General features: G+C 69.5%; 19 protein-coding genes. 16 read left to right on the top strand and 3 right to left on the bottom strand.

The features are described 5' to 3' along the window. Positions 1–27 precede the first annotated feature (27 nt). The 5 genes from FHX37_RS12035 to FHX37_RS12020 all read left to right on the top strand — a co-directional run bounded on the left by FHX37_RS12035 (position 28) and on the right by FHX37_RS12020 (position 4,527). On the top strand, positions 28–1,794 hold the full coding sequence (locus FHX37_RS12035; protein ID WP_141923977.1) for an IucA/IucC family protein: 1,767 nt from the start codon (positions 28–30) through the stop codon (positions 1,792–1,794). Between the two features lie 61 nt (positions 1,795–1,855). Beyond that, positions 1,856–3,646, top strand: coding sequence for an IucA/IucC family protein (locus FHX37_RS12030; RefSeq protein ID WP_141923976.1), 1,791 nt, complete (start codon positions 1,856–1,858; stop codon positions 3,644–3,646). Continuing rightward, positions 3,643–4,236 (top strand): GNAT family N-acetyltransferase, encoded by a 594-nt coding sequence (locus tag FHX37_RS12025; RefSeq protein ID WP_211351812.1) that lies wholly within the window; start codon positions 3,643–3,645, stop codon positions 4,234–4,236. The genes FHX37_RS12030 and FHX37_RS12025 overlap by 4 nt, the downstream gene beginning before the upstream one ends. Continuing rightward, positions 4,233–4,355 carry a hypothetical protein gene (locus FHX37_RS23875; protein ID WP_281288295.1) on the top strand — a complete coding sequence of 41 codons (123 nt, stop codon included), beginning with the start codon at positions 4,233–4,235 and terminating at the stop codon, positions 4,353–4,355. Before FHX37_RS12025 ends, FHX37_RS23875 begins: the two co-directional genes overlap by 4 nt. Before the next feature lie 31 nt (positions 4,356–4,386). Continuing rightward, positions 4,387–4,527: a DUF397 domain-containing protein gene (locus FHX37_RS12020; RefSeq protein ID WP_342777612.1), complete on the top strand. Its 141-nt coding sequence runs from the start codon at positions 4,387–4,389 to the stop codon at positions 4,525–4,527. 104 nt (positions 4,528–4,631) lie between these two features. On the opposite strand, the gene FHX37_RS12015 is transcribed toward FHX37_RS12020, so the two are convergent. Both FHX37_RS12015 and FHX37_RS12010 read right to left on the bottom strand, forming a co-directional pair. Further along, on the bottom strand, positions 4,632–6,029 hold the full coding sequence (locus tag FHX37_RS12015) for a heparan-alpha-glucosaminide N-acetyltransferase domain-containing protein (protein ID WP_211351811.1): 1,398 nt from the start codon (positions 6,027–6,029) through the stop codon (positions 4,632–4,634). A gap of 90 nt (positions 6,030–6,119) precedes the next feature. After that, positions 6,120–6,737 carry a TetR/AcrR family transcriptional regulator gene (locus FHX37_RS12010; RefSeq protein ID WP_141923975.1) on the bottom strand — a complete coding sequence of 206 codons (618 nt, stop codon included), beginning with the start codon at positions 6,735–6,737 and terminating at the stop codon, positions 6,120–6,122. A 163-nt stretch (positions 6,738–6,900) separates the two neighbouring features. On the opposite strand from FHX37_RS12010, the gene FHX37_RS12005 reads away from it, so the two are divergent. Beyond that, a complete protein-coding gene (locus FHX37_RS12005) occupies positions 6,901–7,932 on the top strand; it encodes an NADP-dependent oxidoreductase (RefSeq protein ID WP_141923974.1) in 1,032 nt (343 codons plus the stop codon). A 197-nt stretch (positions 7,933–8,129) separates the two neighbouring features. Here FHX37_RS12005 and FHX37_RS12000 read toward each other — a convergent pair whose 3' ends face one another. Beyond that, complete coding sequence (locus tag FHX37_RS12000; RefSeq protein WP_141923973.1) at positions 8,130–8,573, bottom strand: MerR family DNA-binding protein; 444 nt, start codon at positions 8,571–8,573, stop codon at positions 8,130–8,132. A 102-nt stretch (positions 8,574–8,675) separates the two neighbouring features. Between FHX37_RS12000 and FHX37_RS11995 the strand changes: the two genes are divergently transcribed. The 10 genes from FHX37_RS11995 to FHX37_RS11950 all read left to right on the top strand — a co-directional run bounded on the left by FHX37_RS11995 (position 8,676) and on the right by FHX37_RS11950 (position 22,180). Continuing rightward, the gene (locus tag FHX37_RS11995) at positions 8,676–9,566 is read left to right on the top strand and encodes an RpnC/YadD family protein (RefSeq protein ID WP_141923972.1); all 891 of its coding nucleotides are present in this window, start codon (positions 8,676–8,678) and stop codon (positions 9,564–9,566) included. Positions 9,567–9,591: 25 nt separating this feature from the next. Beyond that, positions 9,592–9,852: a hypothetical protein gene (locus FHX37_RS11990; RefSeq protein ID WP_141925222.1), complete on the top strand. Its 261-nt coding sequence runs from the start codon at positions 9,592–9,594 to the stop codon at positions 9,850–9,852. 52 nt (positions 9,853–9,904) lie between these two features. Beyond that, complete coding sequence (gene hrpA, locus FHX37_RS11985; RefSeq protein WP_141923971.1) at positions 9,905–13,816, top strand: ATP-dependent RNA helicase HrpA; 3,912 nt, start codon at positions 9,905–9,907, stop codon at positions 13,814–13,816. Between the two features lie 389 nt (positions 13,817–14,205). After that, positions 14,206–15,783, top strand: coding sequence for a sensor histidine kinase (locus tag FHX37_RS11980; RefSeq protein WP_141923970.1), 1,578 nt, complete (start codon positions 14,206–14,208; stop codon positions 15,781–15,783). Between the two features lie 42 nt (positions 15,784–15,825). Continuing rightward, complete coding sequence (locus FHX37_RS11975) at positions 15,826–16,251, top strand: roadblock/LC7 domain-containing protein (protein ID WP_141923969.1); 426 nt, start codon at positions 15,826–15,828, stop codon at positions 16,249–16,251. A gap of 31 nt (positions 16,252–16,282) precedes the next feature. Further along, positions 16,283–16,681 (top strand): DUF742 domain-containing protein, encoded by a 399-nt coding sequence (locus tag FHX37_RS11970; RefSeq protein ID WP_342777611.1) that lies wholly within the window; start codon positions 16,283–16,285, stop codon positions 16,679–16,681. After that, entirely contained in the window at positions 16,656–17,261 is a 606-nt protein-coding gene (locus FHX37_RS11965) for a GTP-binding protein (RefSeq protein WP_141923968.1), read from the top strand. Before FHX37_RS11970 ends, FHX37_RS11965 begins: the two co-directional genes overlap by 26 nt. A 195-nt stretch (positions 17,262–17,456) precedes the next feature. Next, entirely contained in the window at positions 17,457–18,545 is a 1,089-nt protein-coding gene (locus tag FHX37_RS11960) for a styrene monooxygenase/indole monooxygenase family protein (RefSeq protein ID WP_141923967.1), read from the top strand. 111 nt (positions 18,546–18,656) lie between these two features. Beyond that, positions 18,657–19,250 (top strand): class I SAM-dependent methyltransferase, encoded by a 594-nt coding sequence (locus FHX37_RS11955; RefSeq protein ID WP_170181566.1) that lies wholly within the window; start codon positions 18,657–18,659, stop codon positions 19,248–19,250. Further along, the gene (locus FHX37_RS11950) at positions 19,247–22,180 is read left to right on the top strand and encodes a type I polyketide synthase (protein WP_170181565.1); all 2,934 of its coding nucleotides are present in this window, start codon (positions 19,247–19,249) and stop codon (positions 22,178–22,180) included. Before FHX37_RS11955 ends, FHX37_RS11950 begins: the two co-directional genes overlap by 4 nt. The last annotated feature ends 116 nt before the right edge of the window (positions 22,181–22,296 follow it).

Below are 22,296 nucleotides of genomic sequence, written 5' to 3'. Positions count from 1 at the left end.
CCCCCGAGCCGTCCCTGGAAGGCAACGATGACCGTGAACACCGGCGGCCCCGGCGACTCCGGCAGCGGAGGCGCCGCCACCGCCGCCCACCCCCCGGCCGGCCGTGACTTCGACCGCGTCGCCGACACCGCGACCACCAACGGCCTGCTCCGGTGCTGGCTGCGCGAGACCGGAGCCCCGGTCCCGGAACGCGGCACCCTCACCCTCGACCTCCCGGCGAGCGGAACCCGGCTGGAGACCGAGGTCCTCCACCACTCCCCGGCGGGGTTCCACCGGTTCGGCCCGGCGCGTCTCGCCCCCGGAACACCGGTCAGCGCGGTGACCGTCGCCGCCCTGCTCGCGGAGGAAGCCGCCGCTGGCCGGGACAGCACCCCCGAGACCGTCTCCGACCTGGTGGCCCGGGTGGCCGACTCCCAGCGGCGCACCGCCCACCACCTCACACGCCGCAGCGCCGAAACCGACGAACCCGACGACCGCCCCCCGTTCCTGGCCGCGGAACAGGCCCTCGTCCTCGGGCACCCGCTGCACCCCGCCCCGAAAAGCCGCATCGGCGTCACCGACACCGAGACCGAACACTTCTCCCCGGAACTGCGGGGGTCCTTCCCGGTGCACTGGTTCGCGGCCGACCCCTCGGTCGTCTCCTCCTCCGGCGACGCGCACGAACTGCTGGCCCCCATCGCACCGGAGACCCCACCGGGAACCGTGCCCATCCCCGCACACCCGTGGCAGGCACGCGAGATCCGCACCCGCCCCGGCGTCCGCGAGCGGCTGGCGGAGGGGACACTGCGCGACGTGGGACCGGGCGGACCGGAGTGGTACCCCACCGCTTCACTGCGCACCCTCTACGCCCCCGGCGTCCCCGTCATGCTCAAACTCTCGCTGGGGCTGCCCATCACCAACTCCAAACGGGAGAACCTGAGAGCGGAGCTGCGGCGCGGCGCCGAGATCGACCGCCTCCTGGACGCCGGGCTCGCCTCCGAGCTCGCCGCGGCGTACCCCACGTTCGGTATCGTCCGCGACCCCGCCTGGATCACCGTCGACCCCGACCCGGCCGCCGGAACCGGGCGTCCGGAGAGCGGGCTGGAGACCGTGCTGCGCGCCAACCCGTTCCCCGCCGGGCAACGCAGCGTGTGCGTGGCCGGCCTGCTCGCCGAACGCCCCGACACCGGCACGGCCGGGCTCTCCCGGGTCGTCGCCGAACTGGAGGAACGCACCGGCCGCGACCGCCAGGACATCGCCGAGGAGTGGTGCGCCCGCTACGCCGACACCGTCCTGGCCCCCGTCCTCTGGCTGTACGGCACCTACGGGCTGGGTCTGGAAGCCCACCAGCAGAACACCCTGGTCACCCTCGACGACGCCGGCTGGCCCAGCGGCGGCTGGTACCGCGACAACCAGGGGTACTACATCTCCGAACGCAGGTCCGGCGAACTGGACAGGATCCTGCCCGGCGTCGGCGACGACGGCGCCAACCGCTGTGACGACGCCGTCATCGACGAACGCCTGGGCTACTACATCGGCGTCAACAACGTGCTCGGCCTCGTCGGCGCGTTCGGCGCGCTGGGCATCGCCGACGAGCGCCCCCTCCTGGAAGTGTTCCGGGAACGGCTGCGGCGGTTCGACACCCTGCCACTGGCCCGCACCCTGGCCGAGTCGGAGACGCTGCGCTGCAAAGCCAACCTGCTCACCCGCATCGACGGCCTGGACGAACTCGTCGGCCCCCTGGAGACCCAGTCGGTCTACCGCACCATCGCCAACCCCTTCACCGCGGAAGTGCGCTCCCGCGCCGGCGCGTGACCGCACCGGGCACCGCCCACCCCCGTGAACCCTTCCCCACCCCTGCCGCAGGAGGTTTCCCGTGTCCCTGATCGTCCCCAACGACCTCACCGACGACAACTGGCGCCGCGCCGGACGCGCCATGGTCGCCAAGGCCCTGTCCGAACTGTCCTACGAACAACTACTGGAACCCGTCGCCACCAGGGACGGCGCCTACCGCGTCGACCTTCCCGGCGGTGTCAGCTACACGTTCACCGCCCAGCGCGGCGCGTTCGACGACTGGCGCGTCGACCCCGACACCGTCACCCGCACCGCACCGGAGGGCGACCACCCCGCCGAGGACCCGCTGCGCCTCCTGCTGGACGCCCACACCACCCTCGGCATGACCGGGGACACCACCGGACACCTCGTGCGGGAGCTCACCGCCACCCTGGCCGCCGAGACACGGCTGCTGGGCGAGGACGCGCCGACCGCGGAGGAGCTGGCGGACCTTCCCTACGCCGAACTGGAGGGGTACCAGACCGGCCACCCGTGGCTGGTCCCCAACAAGGGCAGGGTGGGGTTCTCCGCCTCCGACGCGGCGAACTACGCCCCGGAGGCGCGCCGACTGCACCGCCTCCCGTGGATCGCGGTGCACCGCTCCCTGGCGCGCTACTCCGCGGTGAGCGGGCTGGACCACACCACCCTGCTCGCGGGCGAGCTCGACGCGGACACCCGCAACCGGTTCCTCCGCGGCCTGTCGGAACAGGGTCTGGACCCGCAGTCCTACGTGCTGCTGCCCGTCCACCCGTGGCAGTGGGACGAGGTGGTGCTGCCGACCTTCGCCCCGGACGTGGCGGCCCGCCGGATCGTCCCGCTGGGTGACGGCCCCGACCTCTACCGCGCGCAGCAGTCCATCCGCACCTTCACCAACACCGACCGCCTGGACCGCCACCACGTCAAACTCCCGCTGTCCATCCTGAACACCCTGGTGTGGCGCGGCCTGCCGACGGAGCGCACCGTCGCCGCCCCCGCCGTGACCACCTGGGTCACGGGGATCGCCGCCGCCGACCCGTTTCTGCGGGACGAGACCCGGGCGATCCTGCTCGGCGAGGTGGCCTCGGTGACGGTCCGCCACCAGGAGTTGGAGGAGATCACCGACGTCCCCTACCAGTACCGGGAGCTGCTCGGGGCGATCTGGCGCCAACCGCTGGAGGCCCAGCTCGATGAGGGGGAGCGGGCACGCACCCTGGCGTCACTGCTGCACACCGACCGCAACGGCGACGCGTTCGTCGCCGCCCTCGTCGCCCGTTCCGGCCTGGGCGCCGAGGAGTGGCTGCGACGGCTCTTCTCGGCTCTGCTGCCGCCGCTGCTGCACTTCCTGTACCGCTACGGGGTGGTGTTCTCCCCGCACGGCGAGAACACCATCGTCGTGTTCCGGGACGAGGCTCCGGCCCGGCTGGCGGTGAAGGACTTCGTGGACGACGTCAACGTGAGCGCCACACACCTCCCCGAACTGGACGGGATGCCGGAGGAGGTGGACGCGGCGCTGCTGCGCGAACCCCCCGAGTTCCTGCGGCAGTTCATCCAGAGCGGCCTGTTCGTCGGCCACTTCCGCTACCTCGCCCCGATCGTGGAACACCACCTCGGAGTGTCGGAGGAACAGTTCTGGAGCATGCTCCGGGACGAGGTCCTCGCCTACCAGAAGCGGTTCCCGGAACTCGCCGACCGGTTCGCGATGTTCGACCTGTTCACCCCGGAGATCGACCGGTTGTGCCTGAACCGCAACCGGCTGCTGCTCGACGCCTACCGGGACCGTCCGGAACGCCCGCACGCGGCGGTGCACGGCACGGTTCCCAACCCGCTGCACCAGCCCGGGGCGGGGGAACAGTGAACGCGGCGGAGGAGACCGCCCCGCACGTTCCCCCTCCTCCCGCAGTGGAGCTGGCGGAACCGTGGTCGGTCCGCGAACCCCGGCGGGAGGAGGACGTCGAGCTGGTCCAGCGCTGGATGGCGCGGCCGCACGTCGCCGAGTTCTGGTGCCAGGACTGGCCGCTGGAACGGTGGCGGGACGAGATCGCCACCCAACTGGCCGGTGACCACTCCCGTCCGCTGCTGGTCGCGCGGGGCGGCCGGGACCTGGCCTACCTGGAGGTCTACCGGGTGGCGCGGGACCGGTTGGCGGGGTGCTACCAGCACGATCCCCACGACATCGGCCTGCACATCGCCATAGGGGAGCGGGAGAGCACCGGGCGCGGCACCGGGAGGAAGCTGCTCGCGGATGTCGCCGCGGCGGCGCTCGCCGCGGACCCGCGGTGCGGCCGGGTCGTGGCCGAGCCGGACTCCGGAAACGCGGCCTCGGTGGCGGCGTTCCGCGCGGCGGGTTTCACCGCCGAGGGCGAGGTCACCCTGCCGGACAAGACCGCCACCCTGATGGTGCGCGCCAGGGGCGCGGGACGCGGGCCGGTACCGGTAGTGGTGTGATCGTCGACCCTGGTGCCGTGGAGGACCGCGCCCCGCTGCTCGGCATGCTGCGCAGTGTGGCCCTACCCCCGGAGCGGTCTCAGGCCGCGATCGCAAAAGCACGAGGAGAGTTCGCATGACGTCGGACCGGCACAAGTCCAGTTACAGCAAGTGGGGGACAAACTGCGTGGAAGCCGCGAGGGGCGGGTAACCGCAGTCCGCGACACCCGGAACCGGCAGGCGGGCTACCTGTGGTTTTCGGCTGCTGAGTGGGACGCGCTCCTCGCCGACGTGCGTGCCGAGCGCCTGTAGACCTATCGCCCCGTGAGCCGCCTGCCGGCCACGGGGCATACGTGTGCCCACTGTCCCGGCCGCGATCCCAGCGGCAGGAAACGCCCCGGTTCGTCGGCGCGGGCTCAACCGCTGGTTTCGGGAACGGATTCCGTCCTCCGGTCCCCGTCAGCCGGCTCAGCCGGCAGGGCCGGTTCGGGGACCGGCGCCTGCTCTGCCGGGGCCGTATCCGGCTCCTCCGGCCCCGGCGGCCTCGGTGGTTTCAGGGGTGGGGAGCGCCTGCCGCGTCGTCCCCGTTCGGGAACGGCGGCGGTGGTCACCGCGCTCACCCCGGCCTCCAGCGGGCCGCGACGGGCGACGGCGCGGTACAGCGTCGCCCCCACGAGCGCCGTCACCACGTACACCTCGCCCATGTTGCGGTCGAGCAGGCCCAGAAGCCCCCCGATGTCGTCCCGCAGCCACGCCTGCCAGGAGAGTACGAGCGCGTGCGTGACGTAGATGGTGAGCGCCATGGCGCCGCAGGTGGTGAACGGTGCGAGCAGGCGCGGGACGCGTTCGGCCAGCCACAGGCACCCGGCCAGGACGGTCATGGCGATCCCGATCGCGCCGGCGACCTCGAACGTGGTGGCCGTGTGGGGCATGTTGCTCAACAGCCACCGGGCGTCGTCCGTGGGGACCGGTCCGGTGACCTCCTCCCTCCGTCCCAGCACGTCGTAGAGGCCGTAGTGGTACCAGGCGTGCCACGAGACGCGGTAGGCGACGAAGGCCATCGGCATGCCGAACACCGCCAGCCTGAGCCGGACCGCGGGATCGCGCAGGTCGAGCCGGCCGACCGCCATCCCGGCGAAGACCGCGGCCATGTAGCACAGCGCCGGGTACAGCCCGAACACCGTCAGCTCGGCCAGACCCTGCTCGTAGAACAGGTGTCCCGGATCGTAGGAGTTCAACGCCCGGACGACCTCGGAGGCCGCCCCGCCGTCCTCGTAGGAGCGCCGCACCAGGAACCGGACCTGGGGGCCCACCAGCAGCACCACGCCCGCGGCCGCCGCCAGCCACGGCCCGCTCCACCGCAGGAACGGCACCGCCAGCAGGAAGAACAGGCCGTAGTAGGTGATGATCACGGTCAGGCCGCTGCCGCTGGACACCACCACGGCGTTGAGCAGCCACCCCACCACCATCAGCGCGGCGCCGCGCACGGCGATCCGCGCCGCGCGCCGCCGCGGGGAGAGCTGCCGCGGCGGCGCGGGGGCTCGGGAGAGCAGGGAGAGGGAGATCCCGGCCAGGAACGCGAACAGCACCGTGGAACGGCCGTTGGCGTACTGGAAGATCATCGCGCTGGTCGGGCTGTTGAACTCGATGAACGGGGTGCCGAAGTGGACGACGAGCATGCCCGCGATGGCGAGGAACCGGGCCAGGTCGATCCCGGCGAGTCGTTGCGGCCGGCTGCGGGGTGTGGCCGCTTCGGAACCGTGAGTGCGGGAATTGTCGCAGGGCGGAGCGGGAGCGGGTGGATCGTTGGACATATCCGTCCGGTGTGGGGTCGCGGACAGGTGGGGGCGTCCTCCTGTATAGCACCCCGCAGGCGGGCGCCGTCGGCTCCCTTGCGAAGCCCTCTAGCCGCTTCCGTAGACGGAGCGCACGATGATCGTGGTCAACGTCCGTACCAGCCGCCCGTCGCGTAGTGCCGGGTCTCCGCAGCTGGCGGCGGTGGCGAACGAGGCCAGCACCATTCCGCACAGGGTCCGGGCGAGCTCGGTCGCCCCGGGAGGGCCGGGCAGTGCCGTTCCGGCCTCCCGGTCGGTAGCGATGCGATCGGCTACGGCCGCGACCAGCCATTCGGCGAACTGGTCCCGGAGCTCGGCGATCCGCGGTTCCGGGGCGGTGGAGAAGTAGATCTCCCGCAGGAGAGCCCCGTGCTCACCCCACACGCACGCGTTGGTCTCCAGCACGGCGCGTATCGCGGGTTCGGCGTCCCCGTCCTCCAACCAGTCGGTGAGCTGTGTGCGTATCCGCTCCAGGACCCGTTCCAACAGCGCGGCGAGCACGTCGGCCTTCGTGGAGAAGTAGAAGTAGAAGGTCGGCGCGGTGATGCCGGCGCCGGTGGCGATCTCGGTCACCGTGACCTGGTGCAGCGGCCGTTCGCGCAGCAGGGTGGCGGCGCTCTCCAGGATCTTCTCCTCCCGCACGTCCCCCTTGCTGGGGGAGCGCCGCCGACCGTTCCGGTTACCCATGGTTCCCAGCCTAGCCCACCGGGACGATTAGCTTTTGATAAAAATCAAACGCCATTCGGGAATGTGTGTCCCGGTCCCGTCGTTGGTGCCGGGCATCAACCCCCGGGCGTCCGGGTACCGGGCAGCCCTACAGCAGGAGAACAACGAGCGAGGAGCTCTGAGGATGTCCACAGACGCCACCGAGACCGCACCGACCGCCCGCGAGTGGCAGCTGGCCGCGCGCCCGAACGGCTGGCCGCAGCCCAGTGACTTCCGCCTGGTCGAGCGGGAACTCGGCGACCTCTCCCCGGGAGAGGTGCGGGTCCGCAACACCTACATCTCGGTCGATCCCTACATGCGCGGCCGGATGGACGACGTCAAGTCCTACACCCCGCCCTTCCAGCTGGACGAGGCGATGACCGGGGGAGCGGTCGGCGAGGTCGTGGCCTCCCGTTCCGACAACCTCAGCGTCGGCGACACGGTGCTGCACTTCTACGGCTGGCGCGACACGGTGCAGGCCGACGCCGCCCAGTTCCAGAAGACCCCGGACATCCCGGGTGTCCCGGAGTCGGTCTTCCTGCACGTCCTCGGCATGACCGGGCTGACCGCCTACTACGGACTCGTCGACATGGCCGAGATCAAACCCGGTGACGCCGTGTTCATCTCCGGCGCCGCCGGAGCGGTCGGCACCGTCGCGGGCCAGATCGCCCGGCTCAAGGGGGCCAGCAGGGTCATCGGATCCGCCGGATCGGCGGAGAAGGTCGAGCTGCTCACCAGCAAGTACGGGTTCGACGCCGCGTTCAACTACAAGGACGGCGACATCGTCGGCCAGCTGCGCGCCGCCGCTCCGGACGGGATCGACGTCTACTTCGACAACGTCGGCGGGGAGCACCTGGAGGCGGCGATCTCCGCGTTCAACCTCGGCGGGCGGGCCGCGATCTGCGGGATGATCTCGATGTACAACAGCACCGAGCCGCCGGCCGCACCGCGCAACCTGGCCCAGCTCATCGGCAAGGGACTCACCCTGCGCGGGTTCGTCATCAGCCGCAACATGGAGCGCTTCGACGCCTTCGCCGCCGAGGCCGGCGAGTGGCTGAGCAACGGACAGCTCCGCTACGACGAGACCGTCGTGGAGGGTGTGGACCGCGCCGCCGAGGCGTTCCTGGACATGCTCGGCGGCGCCAACGTCGGCAAGATGCTGGTGCGCGTCGGCTGAGACGGAGCCGGCGGCTTCCCACCAGTACGGCTGCCCGGTGGGTCCGGCCGTGTGCAGCGGTCGCGGGACCCACCGGCAGCCGGGACGCCGCGCCCTTCCCGTCCGATACCGCGGCGCGGGAGGGGCGCGGCCGCTCAACAGCAGTCGCAGCACTCGCACCGGCACGTCGGGTCGTCACAGCACGGGCACATCGCGGATCACCTCCCCTCCCCGGTCGCGGACGGCGTCTCGGGCGGGCGCCAGGTACCCGGCGCCGGGTCGGGGCAGCCGGAGGGGCCGAACCGGTCCAGCATCCCGGCCAGCTCCCAGCGCAGATCCGCCAACCGCGCCATCTCGGCGTCCAGCTCGTCCAGCCGCCGGCGCAGCAGGTCCTCCGCCGGTTCGCACGGGCACACACCGGTGTCCCGCACCGCCAACAGCTCGCGGATCTCGGACAGCCGCAGCCCCAGCATCTGGGTGCCGCGGATGAACCGCAGCCGGTCCACGGCCGCGGTGCCGTAGCGGCGGTGGTCCCCGCTCGTACGGGGAGGGGCGGGCAGCAGTCCGACCCGCTCGTAGTAGCGCACGGTGTCCGGCCGCACCCCCACCCGCGCCGCCAACCGGGCGACGCTCAGGAGTTCCTCGGCCTGCTCAGCCTTCATACGGCCAGGTTAGAACTCGGAGCGCGGTCCAAGTTCAAGGTGTAGCGTGCGGATTTTCCCGAACCGCCTTACCTACCCTCCGGTAGGCGCTAACTTGCTGCCATGCCGACGCGCGAGCACGAGTTTCCGATCGACCTGGTGCAGTACCGTCCCGATGTGGCTCCGGTACTGCTGGAATGCGCCGTTCCCGGGGTTGAGGTGCCCAAGCACGAGGAAGTGGTGCTGGAGTGCGCCGACCTCGCCGAGACGAACCCCGTGCAGTACATCGCCGATGCCGTCACCGTGCTGCGCGATCCGGACGGCCGCGCCGTGCTGGCGATCATCGTGGAGGTCCAGCTCGACCGCAAGAGCAAGAAGTTCTACAGCTGGCCGGTGTACCAGGCCAACCTGCGCGCCCGACTGGAGTGTCCGGTGGAGTTGGTGGTGTTCTGCCCGAACCCGGCTGTCGCGCACTGGTACGACCGTCCCATCCCCACCGACATCACGCGGTCGGTGACGCGGCCCAAGATCCTCGGCCCCGACCGGATCCCCGTCGTCACGGACACGGAGACGGCAGCCGCCATGCCGGAGCTCTCGGTCCTGTCGGCACTGAGCCACGGGGATACGCCGGGCGTGCTGGAAGCCTTCGCCCACGCCCTGGAACACGTGGATGAGCAGCGCGGGACTTTCTATACTGACTACGTGGCTGGTGCGCTTTCCGAAGCGGCCCGTAAACACTGGGAGGCACTCATGGCGACCGGGACTTACGAGTGGAGGACGGAGTTCGCTCGTCGGCACATCGCCGAGGGCAAGGCCGAGGGCAAAGCTGAAGGCAAAGCTGAAGGCAAGGCCGAGGGTAAGGCCGAGGATGTGCTGGGTGTGCTGGAGGCGCGGGGGATCGCGGTCCCGGAGACGGTGCGTGCGCGTATCCGGGAGTGCGGTGACGAACCGACGTTGGACCGGTGGGTGCGGCGCGCCGCCGTCGTCGACTCCGTTGACGGCCTGTTCGACTGAGATGTCAGGTCAGGAGTGACCGTTGATGCTCCCTCCCGCCTACGAGTGGAGGACGGAGTTCGCTCGTCGGCACATCGCCGAGGGCAAGGCCGAGGGCAAAGCTGAAGGTAAGGCCGAGGATGTGTTGGCCGTGCTGGAGGCGCGGGGGATCGCGGTTCCGGAGACGGTGCGTGACCGGGTGCGGCAGTGTGGCGATGCCCACCAGCAGGACCGGTGGGTGCGGCGGGCGGCCGTCGTCAACACGCCGGATGAGCTGTTCGACCGGGCCCCGGGGCCGCAGCCGTGAACGCGGCACCGGGGAATAAATCCGTTGCGTTCGGGCCTATCCTGAACCAGGTATGACAACCTCGCCTGCGGAACCGTCCCTCACCGAACTCCGGGACCGCCTTCCCGAGCTGATGCTGGCCGACCGGCACCGGCTGCGTCGTCGTATCGACGGCCTCTCCAAGGTGCGCAACGAGCAAAAGCGCGCGAGTATCCGCGCGGACATCGCCGCCGACGTCCAGCGGGCGGAGCGCCGCGTGCAGCAGCGCCGGGAGCGTACGCCGGAGATCTCCTATCCCGAAGAGCTCCCCGTCAGCCAGCAGAAGGACGACCTCGCCGCGGCGGTCCGCGACAACCAGGTCGTGATCGTCGCCGGGGAGACCGGCTCCGGTAAGACCACCCAGCTCCCCAAGATCTGCATGGAACTGGGATACGGGGTGCTCGGCACGATCGGCCACACCCAGCCGCGCCGGCTGGCCGCCCGTACCGTGGCCGAACGGGTCGCCGAGGAACTCGACACCCCGCTCGGTGAGGCCGTGGGGTACAAGATCCGGTTCACCGACCGCTCCAGCGACGACACCCGGGTCAAGCTCATGACCGACGGCATCCTGCTGGCGGAGATCCAGCAGGACCGCATGCTGCGGCAGTACGACACCCTGATCATCGACGAGGCGCACGAGCGCAGCCTGAACATCGACTTCCTGCTGGGCTACGTCAAACAGCTGCTGCCGCGCCGGCCCGAGCTCAAGGTCATCATCACCTCGGCCACGATCGACCCGGAACGGTTCTCCCGGCACTTCGGGGACGCCCCCATCGTGGAGGTGTCCGGGCGCACCTACCCCGTGGAGGTCCGGTACCGGCCCGTGTCCGAGGAGGAGACGGACGGTAAGGACAGCGACCGCGACCAGACCCAGGCGATCTGCGACGCCGTGGCCGAACTGCAGGGGGAGGGGCCCGGCGACATCCTGGTGTTCCTCAGCGGGGAGCGGGAGATCCGCGACACCGCCGAGGCGCTGCGCAAGCAGAAGTTCCCCGAGACCGAGATCCTCCCGCTGTTCGCGCGTCTGTCCTCGGCGGAGCAGCAGCGGGTGTTCACCCCGCACCAGGGGCGGCGTGTGGTCCTGTCCACCAACGTCGCCGAGACGTCGCTGACCGTGCCGGGGATCAGGTACGTGGTGGACCCGGGAACGGCCCGCATATCCCGCTACAGCCACCGCACCAAGGTGCAGCGCCTGCCGATCGAACCCGTGTCGCAGGCGTCGGCGAACCAGCGCAAGGGGCGCTGCGGCCGGGTCGCGGAGGGCATCTGCATCCGGCTGTACTCCGAGGAGGACTTCCTGTCCCGCCCGGAGTTCACCGACCCGGAGATCCTGCGCACCAACCTCGCATCGGTCATCCTGCAGATGGCCTCGCTGGGGCTGGGCGACATCGAGGCGTTCCCGTTCGTCGACGGACCGGACCGGCGCCAGGTCAAGGACGGCATCAACCTGCTGCACGAGCTGGGGGCGCTCGAACCCCAGCAGCGGGACGCGCGCAACGGACTGACACGTGTGGGGCGCAACCTCGCGCAGCTTCCGGTGGACCCCCGGCTGGGCCGGATGGTGCTGGAGGCCGAGAGCAACGGGTGCGTCCGCGAGGTCATGGTGATCGCCGCGGCACTGTCGGTCCAGGACCCGCGGGAACGTCCGGCGGACAACCAGGAGGCCGCGGCGGCCAAACACGCCCGCTTCGCCGACAAGGACTCGGACTTCCTCGCCTACCTGAACCTGTGGCGGCACGTCCGGGAGCGGCAGAAGGCCCTGTCCGGCAACCAGTTCCGCAAGCTCTGCCGCACGGAGTTCCTCAACTACCTCCGGGTGCGCGAGTGGCAGGACATCTACAGCCAGCTCGAACAGATCGTCACGGGTATGGGGATCACGCCCAACGACGCTGAGCCCGACCCGAAGAACGTCCACATCGCGCTGCTGTCCGGACTGCTGTCGCACGTGGGGCTGAAGGACCCGGATAAGCACGAGTACCTGGGCGGGCGCGGCGCCCGGTTCGCCATCTTTCCCGGTTCCTCCCTGTTCAAGAAGCAGCCGCGTTACGTGATGGCGGCCGAGCTCGTGGAGACCTCCAAGCTGTGGGGCCGGGTCGTCGCGCGCATCGAGCCCGAGTGGGCCGAGAACCTCGCCGGGCACCTGGTCAAACGCACCTACAGCGAGCCGCACTGGGAGAAGAACCGCGGCCAGGTCGTGGCCTTCGAGCGGGTCACGCTGTACGGCGTCCCCCTGGTGGCCCAGCGCAAGGTCGGCTACGGGAGCATCGACCCGGAGACGTCACGGGACCTGTTCATCCGTCGTGCCCTCGTGGAGGGCGACTGGGAAACGCGGCACGCCTTCTTCCACGAGAACCGCCGCAAACTCGACGAGGTCCAGGACCTGGAGGACCGCGCGCGCCGCCGGGACATCCTCGTCGACGACGAGACCCTGTTCGAGTTCTACGACGCCCGCGTTCCCGCCGACGTCGTCTCGGCGGCCCACTTCGACTCCTGGTGGAAGAAGGAGCGGCAGCGGAACCCGGACCTGCTCAGCTTCGACAAGTCGATGCTGATGAGCGAACGCGCCGACGAGGTGCGGGAGCAGGACTACCCGGACAGTTGGCGGCAGGGGGACCTCTCCTTCGACCTCTCCTATCAGTTCGAACCCGGAACCGAGGCCGACGGCGTCACGGTGCACGTTCCCCTGAAGGTGCTCAACCGGGTGACGGAGGACGGGTTCGACTGGCAGATCCCGGGGCTGCGCCAGGAGCTGGTGGTCGCCCTGCTGCGCTCCCTACCGAAACCGGTGCGGCGGCACTTCGTGCCCGTACCCGACCACGCGGCGGCGGTGCTGAAGCGCCTGACGCCGTACCAGGAACCGCTCGTGGAGGCGCTGGCTCGGGAACTGGGCCGGGACAGCGGAGAACGGATCGACCCGGGTGACTTCCAGTGGGAGAAAGTGCCCGACCACCTGCGGGTCACCTTCCGGGCGGTGGACGCGAAGAAACGCAGGCTCGCCGAGTCCCGCGACATCGCCGACCTGCAGAACCAGCTCAAACCCAAACTGCAGAAGGCGATCTCCGCGGAGGCCGACGGCATCGAGAAGCGGGGGCTGACGACGTGGGACTTCGGTCCACTGGACCAGGTCTTCGAGCGCCGCTCCGCCGGCTCGGCCGTCAGGGGCTATCCCGCCCTGGTGGACGAGGGGCAGAGCGTGGCCGTCCGCATCTTCGACACCGAGCCGGAACAGCGCGCGTCCATGCAGGGCGGACTGCGCCGTCTGCTCCTGCTGAACCTCCCCTCACCGGTGCCGGTGGCGCAGCGGCAACTGGACAACCAGAGCAAGCTCGCGCTCGGGCACAACCCGCACGGCAGTGTCGACGCCGTGTTCGACGACTGCCTGTCCTGCAGCGTCGACGCCCTCATGCGGGAGGCGGGCGCCCCGGTGTGGGACGCGGACGGTTTCGAGAAGCTGCGGGAGCACGTGCGCTCCGGCCTGGCGGACACGTTCTCCGACGCGGTCGCGGCGACCGCGCGGGTGCTCGCCCGCGCCCACACGGTCGGCCAGCGGGTGTCCGGAACGACGAGCCTGGCCGTGCTGCCGTCGATGAACGACCTCCAGGGGCAGTTGAGCGGGCTGATCCATCCCGGGTTCGTGACCGCCGCCGGGTACCACCGTTTGGGGGACCTCGCGCGTTACCTGCGGGCCATGGAGCTGAGGATGGACAAACTCCCGGAGAACCCCCGGCGGGACCAGACCACCCTCGCGAAGGTGGAACAGGTGCGCCAGGTGTGCGCGGACGCGGTGTCGGCGCTTCCCCCGGGACGGGCCCACGACCCCGACGTGGTCGAGCTCGGGTGGATGCTGGAGGAGCTGCGGGTGAGTTTCTTCGCCCAAGAGTTCGGCACGGCCTACCCGGTCTCGGAGAAGCGCATCCGCAAGGCGGCCCAGGCGGTGCGGGGGTGACCGGGCGGACACGGTAACGGTCCGTACCCGAACCCGGGAGTGATACCGACCACTTCCGCCGGTGCTCTGGTCATCCCCGGTTTCGTTACAGAGTGTTCCTGCCATCCTCTTCTGTGTGTCGGGTGTCCTCCGGGTGGAGTCGTGGTGTCCGGGACGGAAAAAATCCCGGATCGCCTGGCACATAAGGCTTTCTGTGCTAGCGTTGCTTTCGATCTGTCTATGTGAGGACGGTTGGGGCGCACTTCGCTTAACCGTGGGCCGGACAGCCATACGAGTTGTGCTGCGGTGACTGTTTCGGGAGGTCCCCTGGCTACCCGAGAGGGGCGTGGGGCGTCGCGGGGAACGGGTGTGGCTCACCGTCTGTTACCCCCGATACGAGGAGATGTGCTGTGGCGCACACGCCATCTTCGACCGCGTCCGGAGAGCCTCCCGGAGCGCGGTCACCAGCTGGGTACGACAACCACCCACACCCCCACCCCCACTCCCTCCCGTACCAACCCGGTGCGGAGGGCCCGACACCGCTCCCCCCCAAGAGCGGGAAATGGCAGAGGCTGCTCACATGGCTGGGGATACGGTCCGGATCCCGGCGGGCCGGTCACGCTCCCCAGCCTTACTCGTGGCAGCAGCCTCACCCGTGGCAGCAGCAGGCCGGTCCTCCCCCCGCGGACCCGCAGCAGTGGGCCGCGGCACCGTACGCGTACCCCCCGCAATACCCCCACCCCCAGCAATACCCCCACCCCCAGCAGCCGGCCACTGGCCACCCCCACCAGTACTGGACCGGGACACAGGCGGTTCCCGCGAGTCCGCAGCAGGCGGCAGCCACCCCCCACGCTCCGCTGCCGCAACAGTCACAGCGGTCGGAGCAGCAGGAGCTGGTCACCAGAACGCTGGCCGGACTGGCGATGCGCGACCTCACCCTGGTCGACTCGATCATGGACCACATCGAGGAGCTCGAGGGCGACAGCGAGGACCCCGAGCTGCTGGAGAAGCTCTTCAAGATCGACAACCTGGCCACGCGCATGCGCCGCAACGGGGAGAACCTGCTCGTCCTGGCGGGTGAGGACACCGGGGACACCTCCGGTGAGCCGGTTCCGTTGCTGGACGTCGCCCGCGCGGCGATATCCGAGATCAGCGAGTACCAGCGGGTCCAGGTGGGAGACCTGCCGGACATCTCCCTGACGGGGAGCGCCGCCGACGACCTGACCCACCTGCTCGCCGAGCTGATGGACAACGCGACTGAGAAGTCGCCGGAGCACGCCCAGGTGGTCGTCAGCGCCCAGTCGATGGCCGACAACCGGCTGCTGGTCACCGTCGAGGACGAGGGGATCGGGATCCCCGAGGAGCAGTTGGCGGAACTGAACTCCCGCCTCGCCGGCGAACCGGTCCTGGACGAACAGGTCATGCGGCGTATGGGGCTGTACGTGGTCAGCCGGATCGCGCACCGCCACGGCATGCAGGTGCAGCTCGAGGCACGTGCCTTCCGCGGTGTGAGCGCGCACGTGGTCGTGCCGGCACGGCTCTTCGCGACGCCGAGCCAGGACAGGGGCCAGCGCCGGTCGGCGGGATCGAACACGGGGCCCTTCGCCCACGCCTCCTCACCGGAAGCCGGGCAGTCCGCACCGGCCTCCTCGGAGTCCGCGGGGAGCACTCGTCGGCGGGAGCAGAGCCCTGGACAGACCCAGACCGTATCCGGCCCGAACCATCCCCAGGAAAAGAACAGTGCCATGGACTCGTCGGTGACCGCGGCCGGTCTGCCGCGTCGTAGCGCGCACAGGAGCTCTGTCCTGCCTCCCATGCCCCCCGCTGACGGGAGTGCCACCGCCGGGGACGGAACCGGCGGGGACGATGGTGCCGCCGGTGACACCCAGGAAACGCCCGAGGCCGCCGAGGACGACCGTGCCGAGCGGATCCGTGCCGACCTCGAGGGTTTCATCGAGGGTCAGCAGGCAGCCGGGTCGGACGAGTAGCGATACGGCGCGAAGCCGAATCAAGTGAAAAGGCGAACGGATATGGACAACCGCTTGAGTGAGAGCGCGGAGAACTTCACCTGGCTCGTCTCCAACTTCGTCTCGGAAGTTCCCGGAGTCGAACACGCGATCGTCGTCTCGTCGGACGGTCTGCTGCTGACAGCCTCCCGTGACTTCCCCGAGGAGTACGCCGAACAGCTTTCCGCGATCGCCAGCGGGCTGCAGAGCCTGGCCGACGGTACCGCACGCATGTTCAGCAAGGGCGAGTCCGAGCAGCTCATTCTGCGTATGAAGCACGGGCACCTGTTCGTCATGTCCATCAGTGACGGGTCGTCCCTGGCCGTGCTGACGTCGAGTGACGCTGACATGAAGATCGTCGCCTACCAGATGACCCTGCTCGTGGAGAGCGCGGGACACGCGTTGACCCCTCAACTGCGTTCCCAGCTGCGCGAGGTAATGGCGTCATGAGGTTCGCGCGGCCAGGCCCGGCGCGCGATCGATGGAAACCGTGCCGAAGCGCGAAGGGGAACTCGGTGATATGAGCTATCGCAGGAAAAGGGGCGCACGGATACGCCCGTACACCTTCACGGGTGGGCGTACCCGGTCACGCCACCCGCTGATGGTCCAGACGCTGGTGTCGGTGGCGGACCCGGACACCCCCGTACCTCCGAACCTGATGCCGGAGTCGGAGAGCATATACCAGCTGTGCGCTGAGCCGCGATCGGTCGCCGAGCTCTCCGCGGAACTGGAAATCCCCATGGGGGTGACCCAGGTACTGCTGAGCGACCTCGCCGACCAGGAGTACGTGTACATCCATCCGACCATCACCGGCCAAAGCCCGTCGGAAAACCAAGTTCTGGAGAGGGCGCTCCGTGGACTCGAACGTCTCTTCCAATAACACGACCGGTTCCCAGTCCCTCGTTTCCACCAAGATCGTCGTCGCTGGTGGCTTCGGTGCCGGGAAAACCACGATGGTCGGCTCCGTATCGGAAATTCCGCCGGTCACCACCGAAGCGGTGATGACCGAGGCCAGTACCGACCACGACGACCTTTCCGGGACGCCGGAGAAAACCACGACCACGGTGGCCATGGACTTCGGGCGGTTGACCCTGGAACGGGAGCTGATCATGTACATGTTCGGCACCCCCGGACAGGCCCGTTTCTGGTTCATGTGGGACGATATCGTCCGTGGCGCTGTCGGAGCCGTCATCGTTGTGGACAGTCGTCGTCTGTCCGAGTGTTTCGACGCGGTCGACTACTTCGAGACGAACGGAAGGATCCCGTATGTGGTCGCCTTGAACAGGTTCAACGGTCAACTCGACTACACGACCGAACAGATCCGCGAGGCGCTGGAGATCGATCCGCACATTCCGATCGTGGATTTCGACGCTCGGGACCGACTCTCGTCCGGAGGTGTGCTCAAACGGCTGCTCCAGTACACACTGTCCCGGCCCGGTGCACCGGAGCCGGTGGGCTGACCTAGAGGGAAACCGGGACGAGGATAAGAGATGCGCAGGATTCTGATTGTCGGTGCCGGTCAGAGTGGGCTCTTTCTTGCCCACAAACTGATCGACAATAATTACGAAGTCACGCTGATAACCGGAAAGACTTCGCCCGAGATCCGCCGCGGACGTACGTCCGCGACGCAGTTCACACTCCAGCGTGTCCGGGAGATGGAACATGAGGCGGGGCTCGATTTCTGGTCCGACCAGGCCCCCGAGTACAACTGGGTCGACCTCTCGCTACGCGCTCCGGGCCAACCGCCCCTCGACATCAGCGGGAAACAGTCAGCCGGGCCGGGAGTGTCGGTCGAGCGGCGCGTGAAGATGGCCGACTGGATGGAGTACTTCGAGGACAGGGGCGGCAAGGTCGTCATTCACGGCGTTACCGTATCGGACCTGGACTACTTCGCCCGTATGTACGATCTGGTCGTCGTCGCAGTGGGATCGGGGGAGCTCGGCGAGCTGTTCCCCAACGACCCCTCGCGTTCGGGCGGCGCGCAGACGGGAGTGCTGAGCCAAGCGATCCTGCACGGTGTCGCACCGAGCGACAAGGGCGAACAGCGCGTCAGTGTGATCTCCACTCCGGGCGGCGAAGTGGTGTGCACCCCGATACTGACCTCAGCCGGTCCCGCCACCTCCGTGTTCACCATGGCCCGTCCCGGTTCGGAACTGGACGGGTCGGCCGACGTGGTGGGGCGGGGAAGCGAGGCGATGCTGCGGGCGATGATGGGGCGGCTCACCGAGCACGTTCCCGACATCGCGGAACGCTGCCGCGACGCCACCCTGGTCGACGACAACGCCATGCTCATGGAGAGGATCGTTCCCGCTGTGCACCGCCCTGTCGGTATGTTGCCCAGCGGCGGTCTCGTCATGGGGATGGCCGACGCCGTGGTGACCTCCGACCCGGTGAGCGCCCAGGGGTGGGCCAACTCCACGATATGCGCGCAGAAATTCGCCGATGCGATTCTCGCCCGAGGCGAGGCCCCGTTCGACGCCGCTTGGATGAACGAGACGTTCGACTCCTTCTGGGAGGAGCAGGGCAAGCACGCCGCGACCTTCTCCCAGATGGTGACCGGATTCTGGTCCGGGGACGTCCCGGATCACTTTGGGGAACTTCTTCCCGCCGTCACCGAGCATCAGGAGATCGCCGACCGCTGGATAAGCGGGTTCAACGATCCCGGTGATTACGAGAAATGGATGTTCGATCCGGACTCGTGCCGCGACTACATTTCTCGGGTGGCGCAACAGTCCTCCGAGTGAGACTGCCTGTTTTTGCCCCCTAGTTGAGGGAGATGGAGTATTTCTGTTTCCGGATCGTCCTCCGAAGCTAACCCGCGCCTTTACAACAGGCTTAACATCGGAACCTATGACTTGACCGTCGTCTGGTTGAGTCAGCGTTACATATGGCGTTGTCCGGCGAGCACAGTGCGTTCTCTTTACGAGAGGAACGTCGGTGAACGTCACCTGGACATAGGCCCTGGAACGGGATACTACGTTTCTCGTGCGCCGGTACCGGAGAATGGTGTGGTGCATCTGCTTGACCTGAACGAGGTCCCGCTCCGGCGCGCGGCAGGGCGTGTCAAAAAGAGAGAGACGCGTATTCACATCGCGGACGCTCTGGGAGAGTTTCCGCTGGAGGACGCGTCACTGGATTCGGTGGGGTGCTCGATGGTAATGCATTGTATACCCGGAGACATGGCCACGAAATCCGCCATGTTCGACGAGGTGGCGCGGGTGCTGCGTCCGGGAGGACGGTTCTTCGGCGCCACGATCCTGTCGGACGGTGTCGACAACAGCAGGGCAGCGCGAAAAGTCCTGGACGTGTACAACAACTCCTTCGACAACGCGTTCCACAACACCAAGGATTCCTTCGCGGATCTCCAGCGGGAACTGGAGAATCGGTTCACGGACGTGGACGTCCGCTGCTGCGGTTCGGCCGGAGTCTGGGAAGTGAGTGCCAAGTGAGGGGCGCGACCGAGGACGAACGGTCCCCCGCCGTGATCACTGGGATCGGTTGCCGTCTTCCCGGAGGGATCAACGGTCCCCGTGACCTGTGGCGCACCCTGACGCAGGGTGGGGACGCGGTGACGACGTTCCCACCGCAGCGCTGGGAACGGATGGCCTCTGAGCTCCATCCGGAACAGCGTCCCCGGGAAGCGTGGTCGGCGGGGACACTGGACGACCCGAACGCCTTCGATTCCGGCTATTTCGGGATCGGAACCGCCGAGGCGGACGAGATGGACCTCCAGCAGCGCATCCTGCTGGAGGTCGTCGTCGAGGCGCTGCAGAACGCCGGCATGCCGCTGTCGGACGCCAGCGGCCCTCGCACTGCCGTCTACGTCGGAGCGGCCGCCACCGACCAGGTGGCGCGGTCGTTCGCCCCCGGCCAGCGGACCAGCATGTATACGGCTGCCGGGGCGGCCATGGCGATCCTCGCCAATCGCGTGTCCTACACGCTGGACGCCCGGGGGCCGTCGCACACCGTCGACACCGCCTGCTCCTCCTCGCTGGTCGCCCTGCACCAGGCGCGGCGGGACATCGAGAGCGGAGAGGTCGACGTCGCGGTCGTGGGCGGGGTCAACATCCTGCTCAGCTCCGGTCTCACGGCCTCCTTCGTCGACGGTGGCATCCTCGCCCCACAGGGGCGGTGCCACCCGTTCGACGCGGATGGTGCCGGATACGTGCGCAGCGAGGGAATGCTCGCCCTCGTCCTGAAGCGCTCCGACACGGCACGGCGCGACAACGACCGCGTGTACGCCACCGTCGCCGGGAGCGCGGAGAACTCCGACGGCCGCTCCAACGGGCTGTTCGCCCCCAACCGCAGCGCCCAGCAGGAGCTTCTCACCCAGGCGTACCAGCGCAGCGGTGTCCCCACCTCCGAAGTGGACTATGTCGAGGCCCACGGGACCGCCACGATGGTCGGCGACCTGGTCGAGGCGTCCGCGCTCGCCGCGGTTCTGGGCCAGGACCGCGAGGCTCCCCTCCCGGTGGGTTCGGTGAAGTCCAACCTCGGCCACCTCGAGGGGGCCGCCGGGCTGGCCGGCGCCGCCAAGACGGCACTGGCGCTGTACCACGGGACGATCCCCCCGCTGATCCACCACGAACAGGAGCGGCCGCAGCTGCGGGACCTTCCGGTGGAGTTCCCGACACAGGCACGGGAGTGGCCCGTGCGGGGCGAGCAGCGGTTCGCGGGAGTGAGCGCGTTCGGGTTCGGCGGGACCAACGCGCACGTGATCCTCACGGCCCCGCACCACACCCCACTCCAACGCGACAGCGGGTCGGAGGAGCCCCAGGAGGAGAGGCGGATGCAGCTGATCCCGGTCTCCGCGCACACCGAAGCCGCGGTGCGCGCCACGGCCGCGGCGTGGGCCTCCGACATCGAGGGCTGCGATCTGGCGGCCGCCGCGAGCACAGCCGTACATCGCAGGGACCACGGTTCCCACCGCCTCGCCGTCGCCGCGGAGGACACCGCACAGGCCGCCACCGCGCTGCGCGCGGTGGCGGAGGGGCGTCCGCACCCCGCCGTGCGCGGTCCGCGCGCCGCGCCGCGTCGCGCTCCGCGGACCGTGTTCGTCTTCCCGGGGCACGGAGCCCAGTGGAAGAGCATGGGTACCGAGCTCTACGCGGCGGAACCCGTGTTCGCCGCGGCGGTGGACCGGCTGCGCGAGGCGTTGGCCGCGCACAGCGACGCCCACTGGAGCCCGGGAGATGCCCTGTCCGGGTTCGCGGACACCCAGCGCGCCACGTTCACGATGCAGGTGGCGCTGGCGGAGCTCTGGCGGTCCTGGGGCGTCCGTCCGGACGTGGTGGTCGGACACTCCCTCGGCGAGGTCGCCGCGGCCCACGTCGCGGGAGCGCTCTCGCTGGACGACGCGGCGCGTCTGGTGTGCGCCCGTTCCGAACTCCTCGCCGAGAAGGCCCCCGAGGGGGGGATGCTGGCGACGGACCTGACGCCGGAGGGAGCGCATGGGGCGATCGCCGGCCGGGAGGACGAACTGGCCGTCGCGGCCTACAACGGCACCCGCGCGTGCGTGCTGTCCGGTACCGAGGACGCGCTGGCCGAGCTGAACACCCGTCTCACGGACACGGGGGTGTGGGCGAGGCCCGTGGCCGACGGGGTGCCGGCGCACAGTCCGCTGCTGGATCCGGTCCTGCCCCGGCTGCGCGCGGCGCTCGCCCCGCTCGCCCCGGCGGAGAGCGGGGAGGCGCGCATCGTCTCCACCCACACCGGCTCTCCCGTCACCGGGGACGAGCTCGACGGTGAGTACTGGACCCGCCAACTGCGCGGTAGTGTCCAGTTCGCCCCGGTGGTGCGTTCCCTCGCCGAGGAGGGAAGCATGTTCGTCGAGATCTCCCCGCGCGGGGTCCTGGGGCACGCCGTCGCCGACGTCCTGGCCGAGAGCGGTTCCTCCGGCGGTGTGGCCGCCGCGGGGCGGTCGGACCGGGACGGTGAGGCGGGCGAGTACCACGCGCTGCTCGCCCAGGCGGGGGAGGTGTACACGCTGGGGCCCGTTCCCCGCGGCGTGGCCCCCGCCGGTCTGCCTTCGGCGGAGCTCTCCCCGATGGTCTGGGACCGAGGCTGGGAGGAGCGCCGCCGGGCGGCACTCCCGGACCTCGCCGCCGAGCTGGAAGCGGCCGCCACGGCGGAGGAGCGGGTGCGGGTGGTCACGTCCGCGCTCTCGGCCATCGTCGCCGACGTCCTCCACCGCGAGCCGGAGCGGGTGTCCACCGCGGAGCGGTTCGAGGATCTCGGGCTGTCCTCGATCGCGCTGATGGAGGTCCGCAACCGGGTGCAGACCGCCCATCCGGAGCTTGCCAGGGTCACCGCGGCCGATCTGTTGAACCATCCCACGATCGACACGTTCGCCGCGCACCTCGAATGCAACCTTCCGTGACGCCCGCCCGTAGTCGTGGGGAGAGATGCCGTCACCGCTGTGTCCGATTTGTGCGCATAGGAGGCGATAGAGAGCGGTGTCCGTATGGTCGGTTCGGTTCGATCAAGGGGGAGGAA

The sequence above is a fragment of the Haloactinospora alba genome (genome assembly GCF_006717075.1).
Lineage (GTDB): Bacteria > Actinomycetota > Actinomycetes > Streptosporangiales > Streptosporangiaceae > Haloactinospora > Haloactinospora alba.
This window is presented reverse-complemented; position numbering and strand designations above follow the sequence as displayed.

Bases quoted from the DNA above. Each gene is read 5' to 3' on its own strand.
- FHX37_RS12010 (WP_141923975.1), bottom strand. From the start codon at position 6,737: ATGGGTAACCGGAACGGTCGGCGGCGCTCCCCCAGCAAGGGGGACGTG.
- FHX37_RS12035 (WP_141923977.1), top strand. From the start codon at position 28: ATGACCGTGAACACCGGCGGCCCCGGCGACTCCGGCAGCGGAGGCGCC.
- FHX37_RS11975 (WP_141923969.1), top strand. From the start codon at position 15,826: ATGGACAACCGCTTGAGTGAGAGCGCGGAGAACTTCACCTGGCTCGTC.
- FHX37_RS12015 (WP_211351811.1), bottom strand. From the start codon at position 6,029: ATGTCCAACGATCCACCCGCTCCCGCTCCGCCCTGCGACAATTCCCGC.
- FHX37_RS12000 (WP_141923973.1), bottom strand. From the start codon at position 8,573: ATGAAGGCTGAGCAGGCCGAGGAACTCCTGAGCGTCGCCCGGTTGGCG.
- FHX37_RS11960 (WP_141923967.1), top strand. From the start codon at position 17,457: ATGGAACATGAGGCGGGGCTCGATTTCTGGTCCGACCAGGCCCCCGAG.
- FHX37_RS11990 (WP_141925222.1), top strand. From the start codon at position 9,592: ATGCTCCCTCCCGCCTACGAGTGGAGGACGGAGTTCGCTCGTCGGCAC.
- FHX37_RS12005 (WP_141923974.1), top strand. From the start codon at position 6,901: ATGTCCACAGACGCCACCGAGACCGCACCGACCGCCCGCGAGTGGCAG.
- FHX37_RS11970 (WP_342777611.1), top strand. From the start codon at position 16,283: ATGGAAACCGTGCCGAAGCGCGAAGGGGAACTCGGTGATATGAGCTAT.
- FHX37_RS11995 (WP_141923972.1), top strand. From the start codon at position 8,676: ATGCCGACGCGCGAGCACGAGTTTCCGATCGACCTGGTGCAGTACCGT.
- hrpA (WP_141923971.1), top strand. From the start codon at position 9,905: ATGACAACCTCGCCTGCGGAACCGTCCCTCACCGAACTCCGGGACCGC.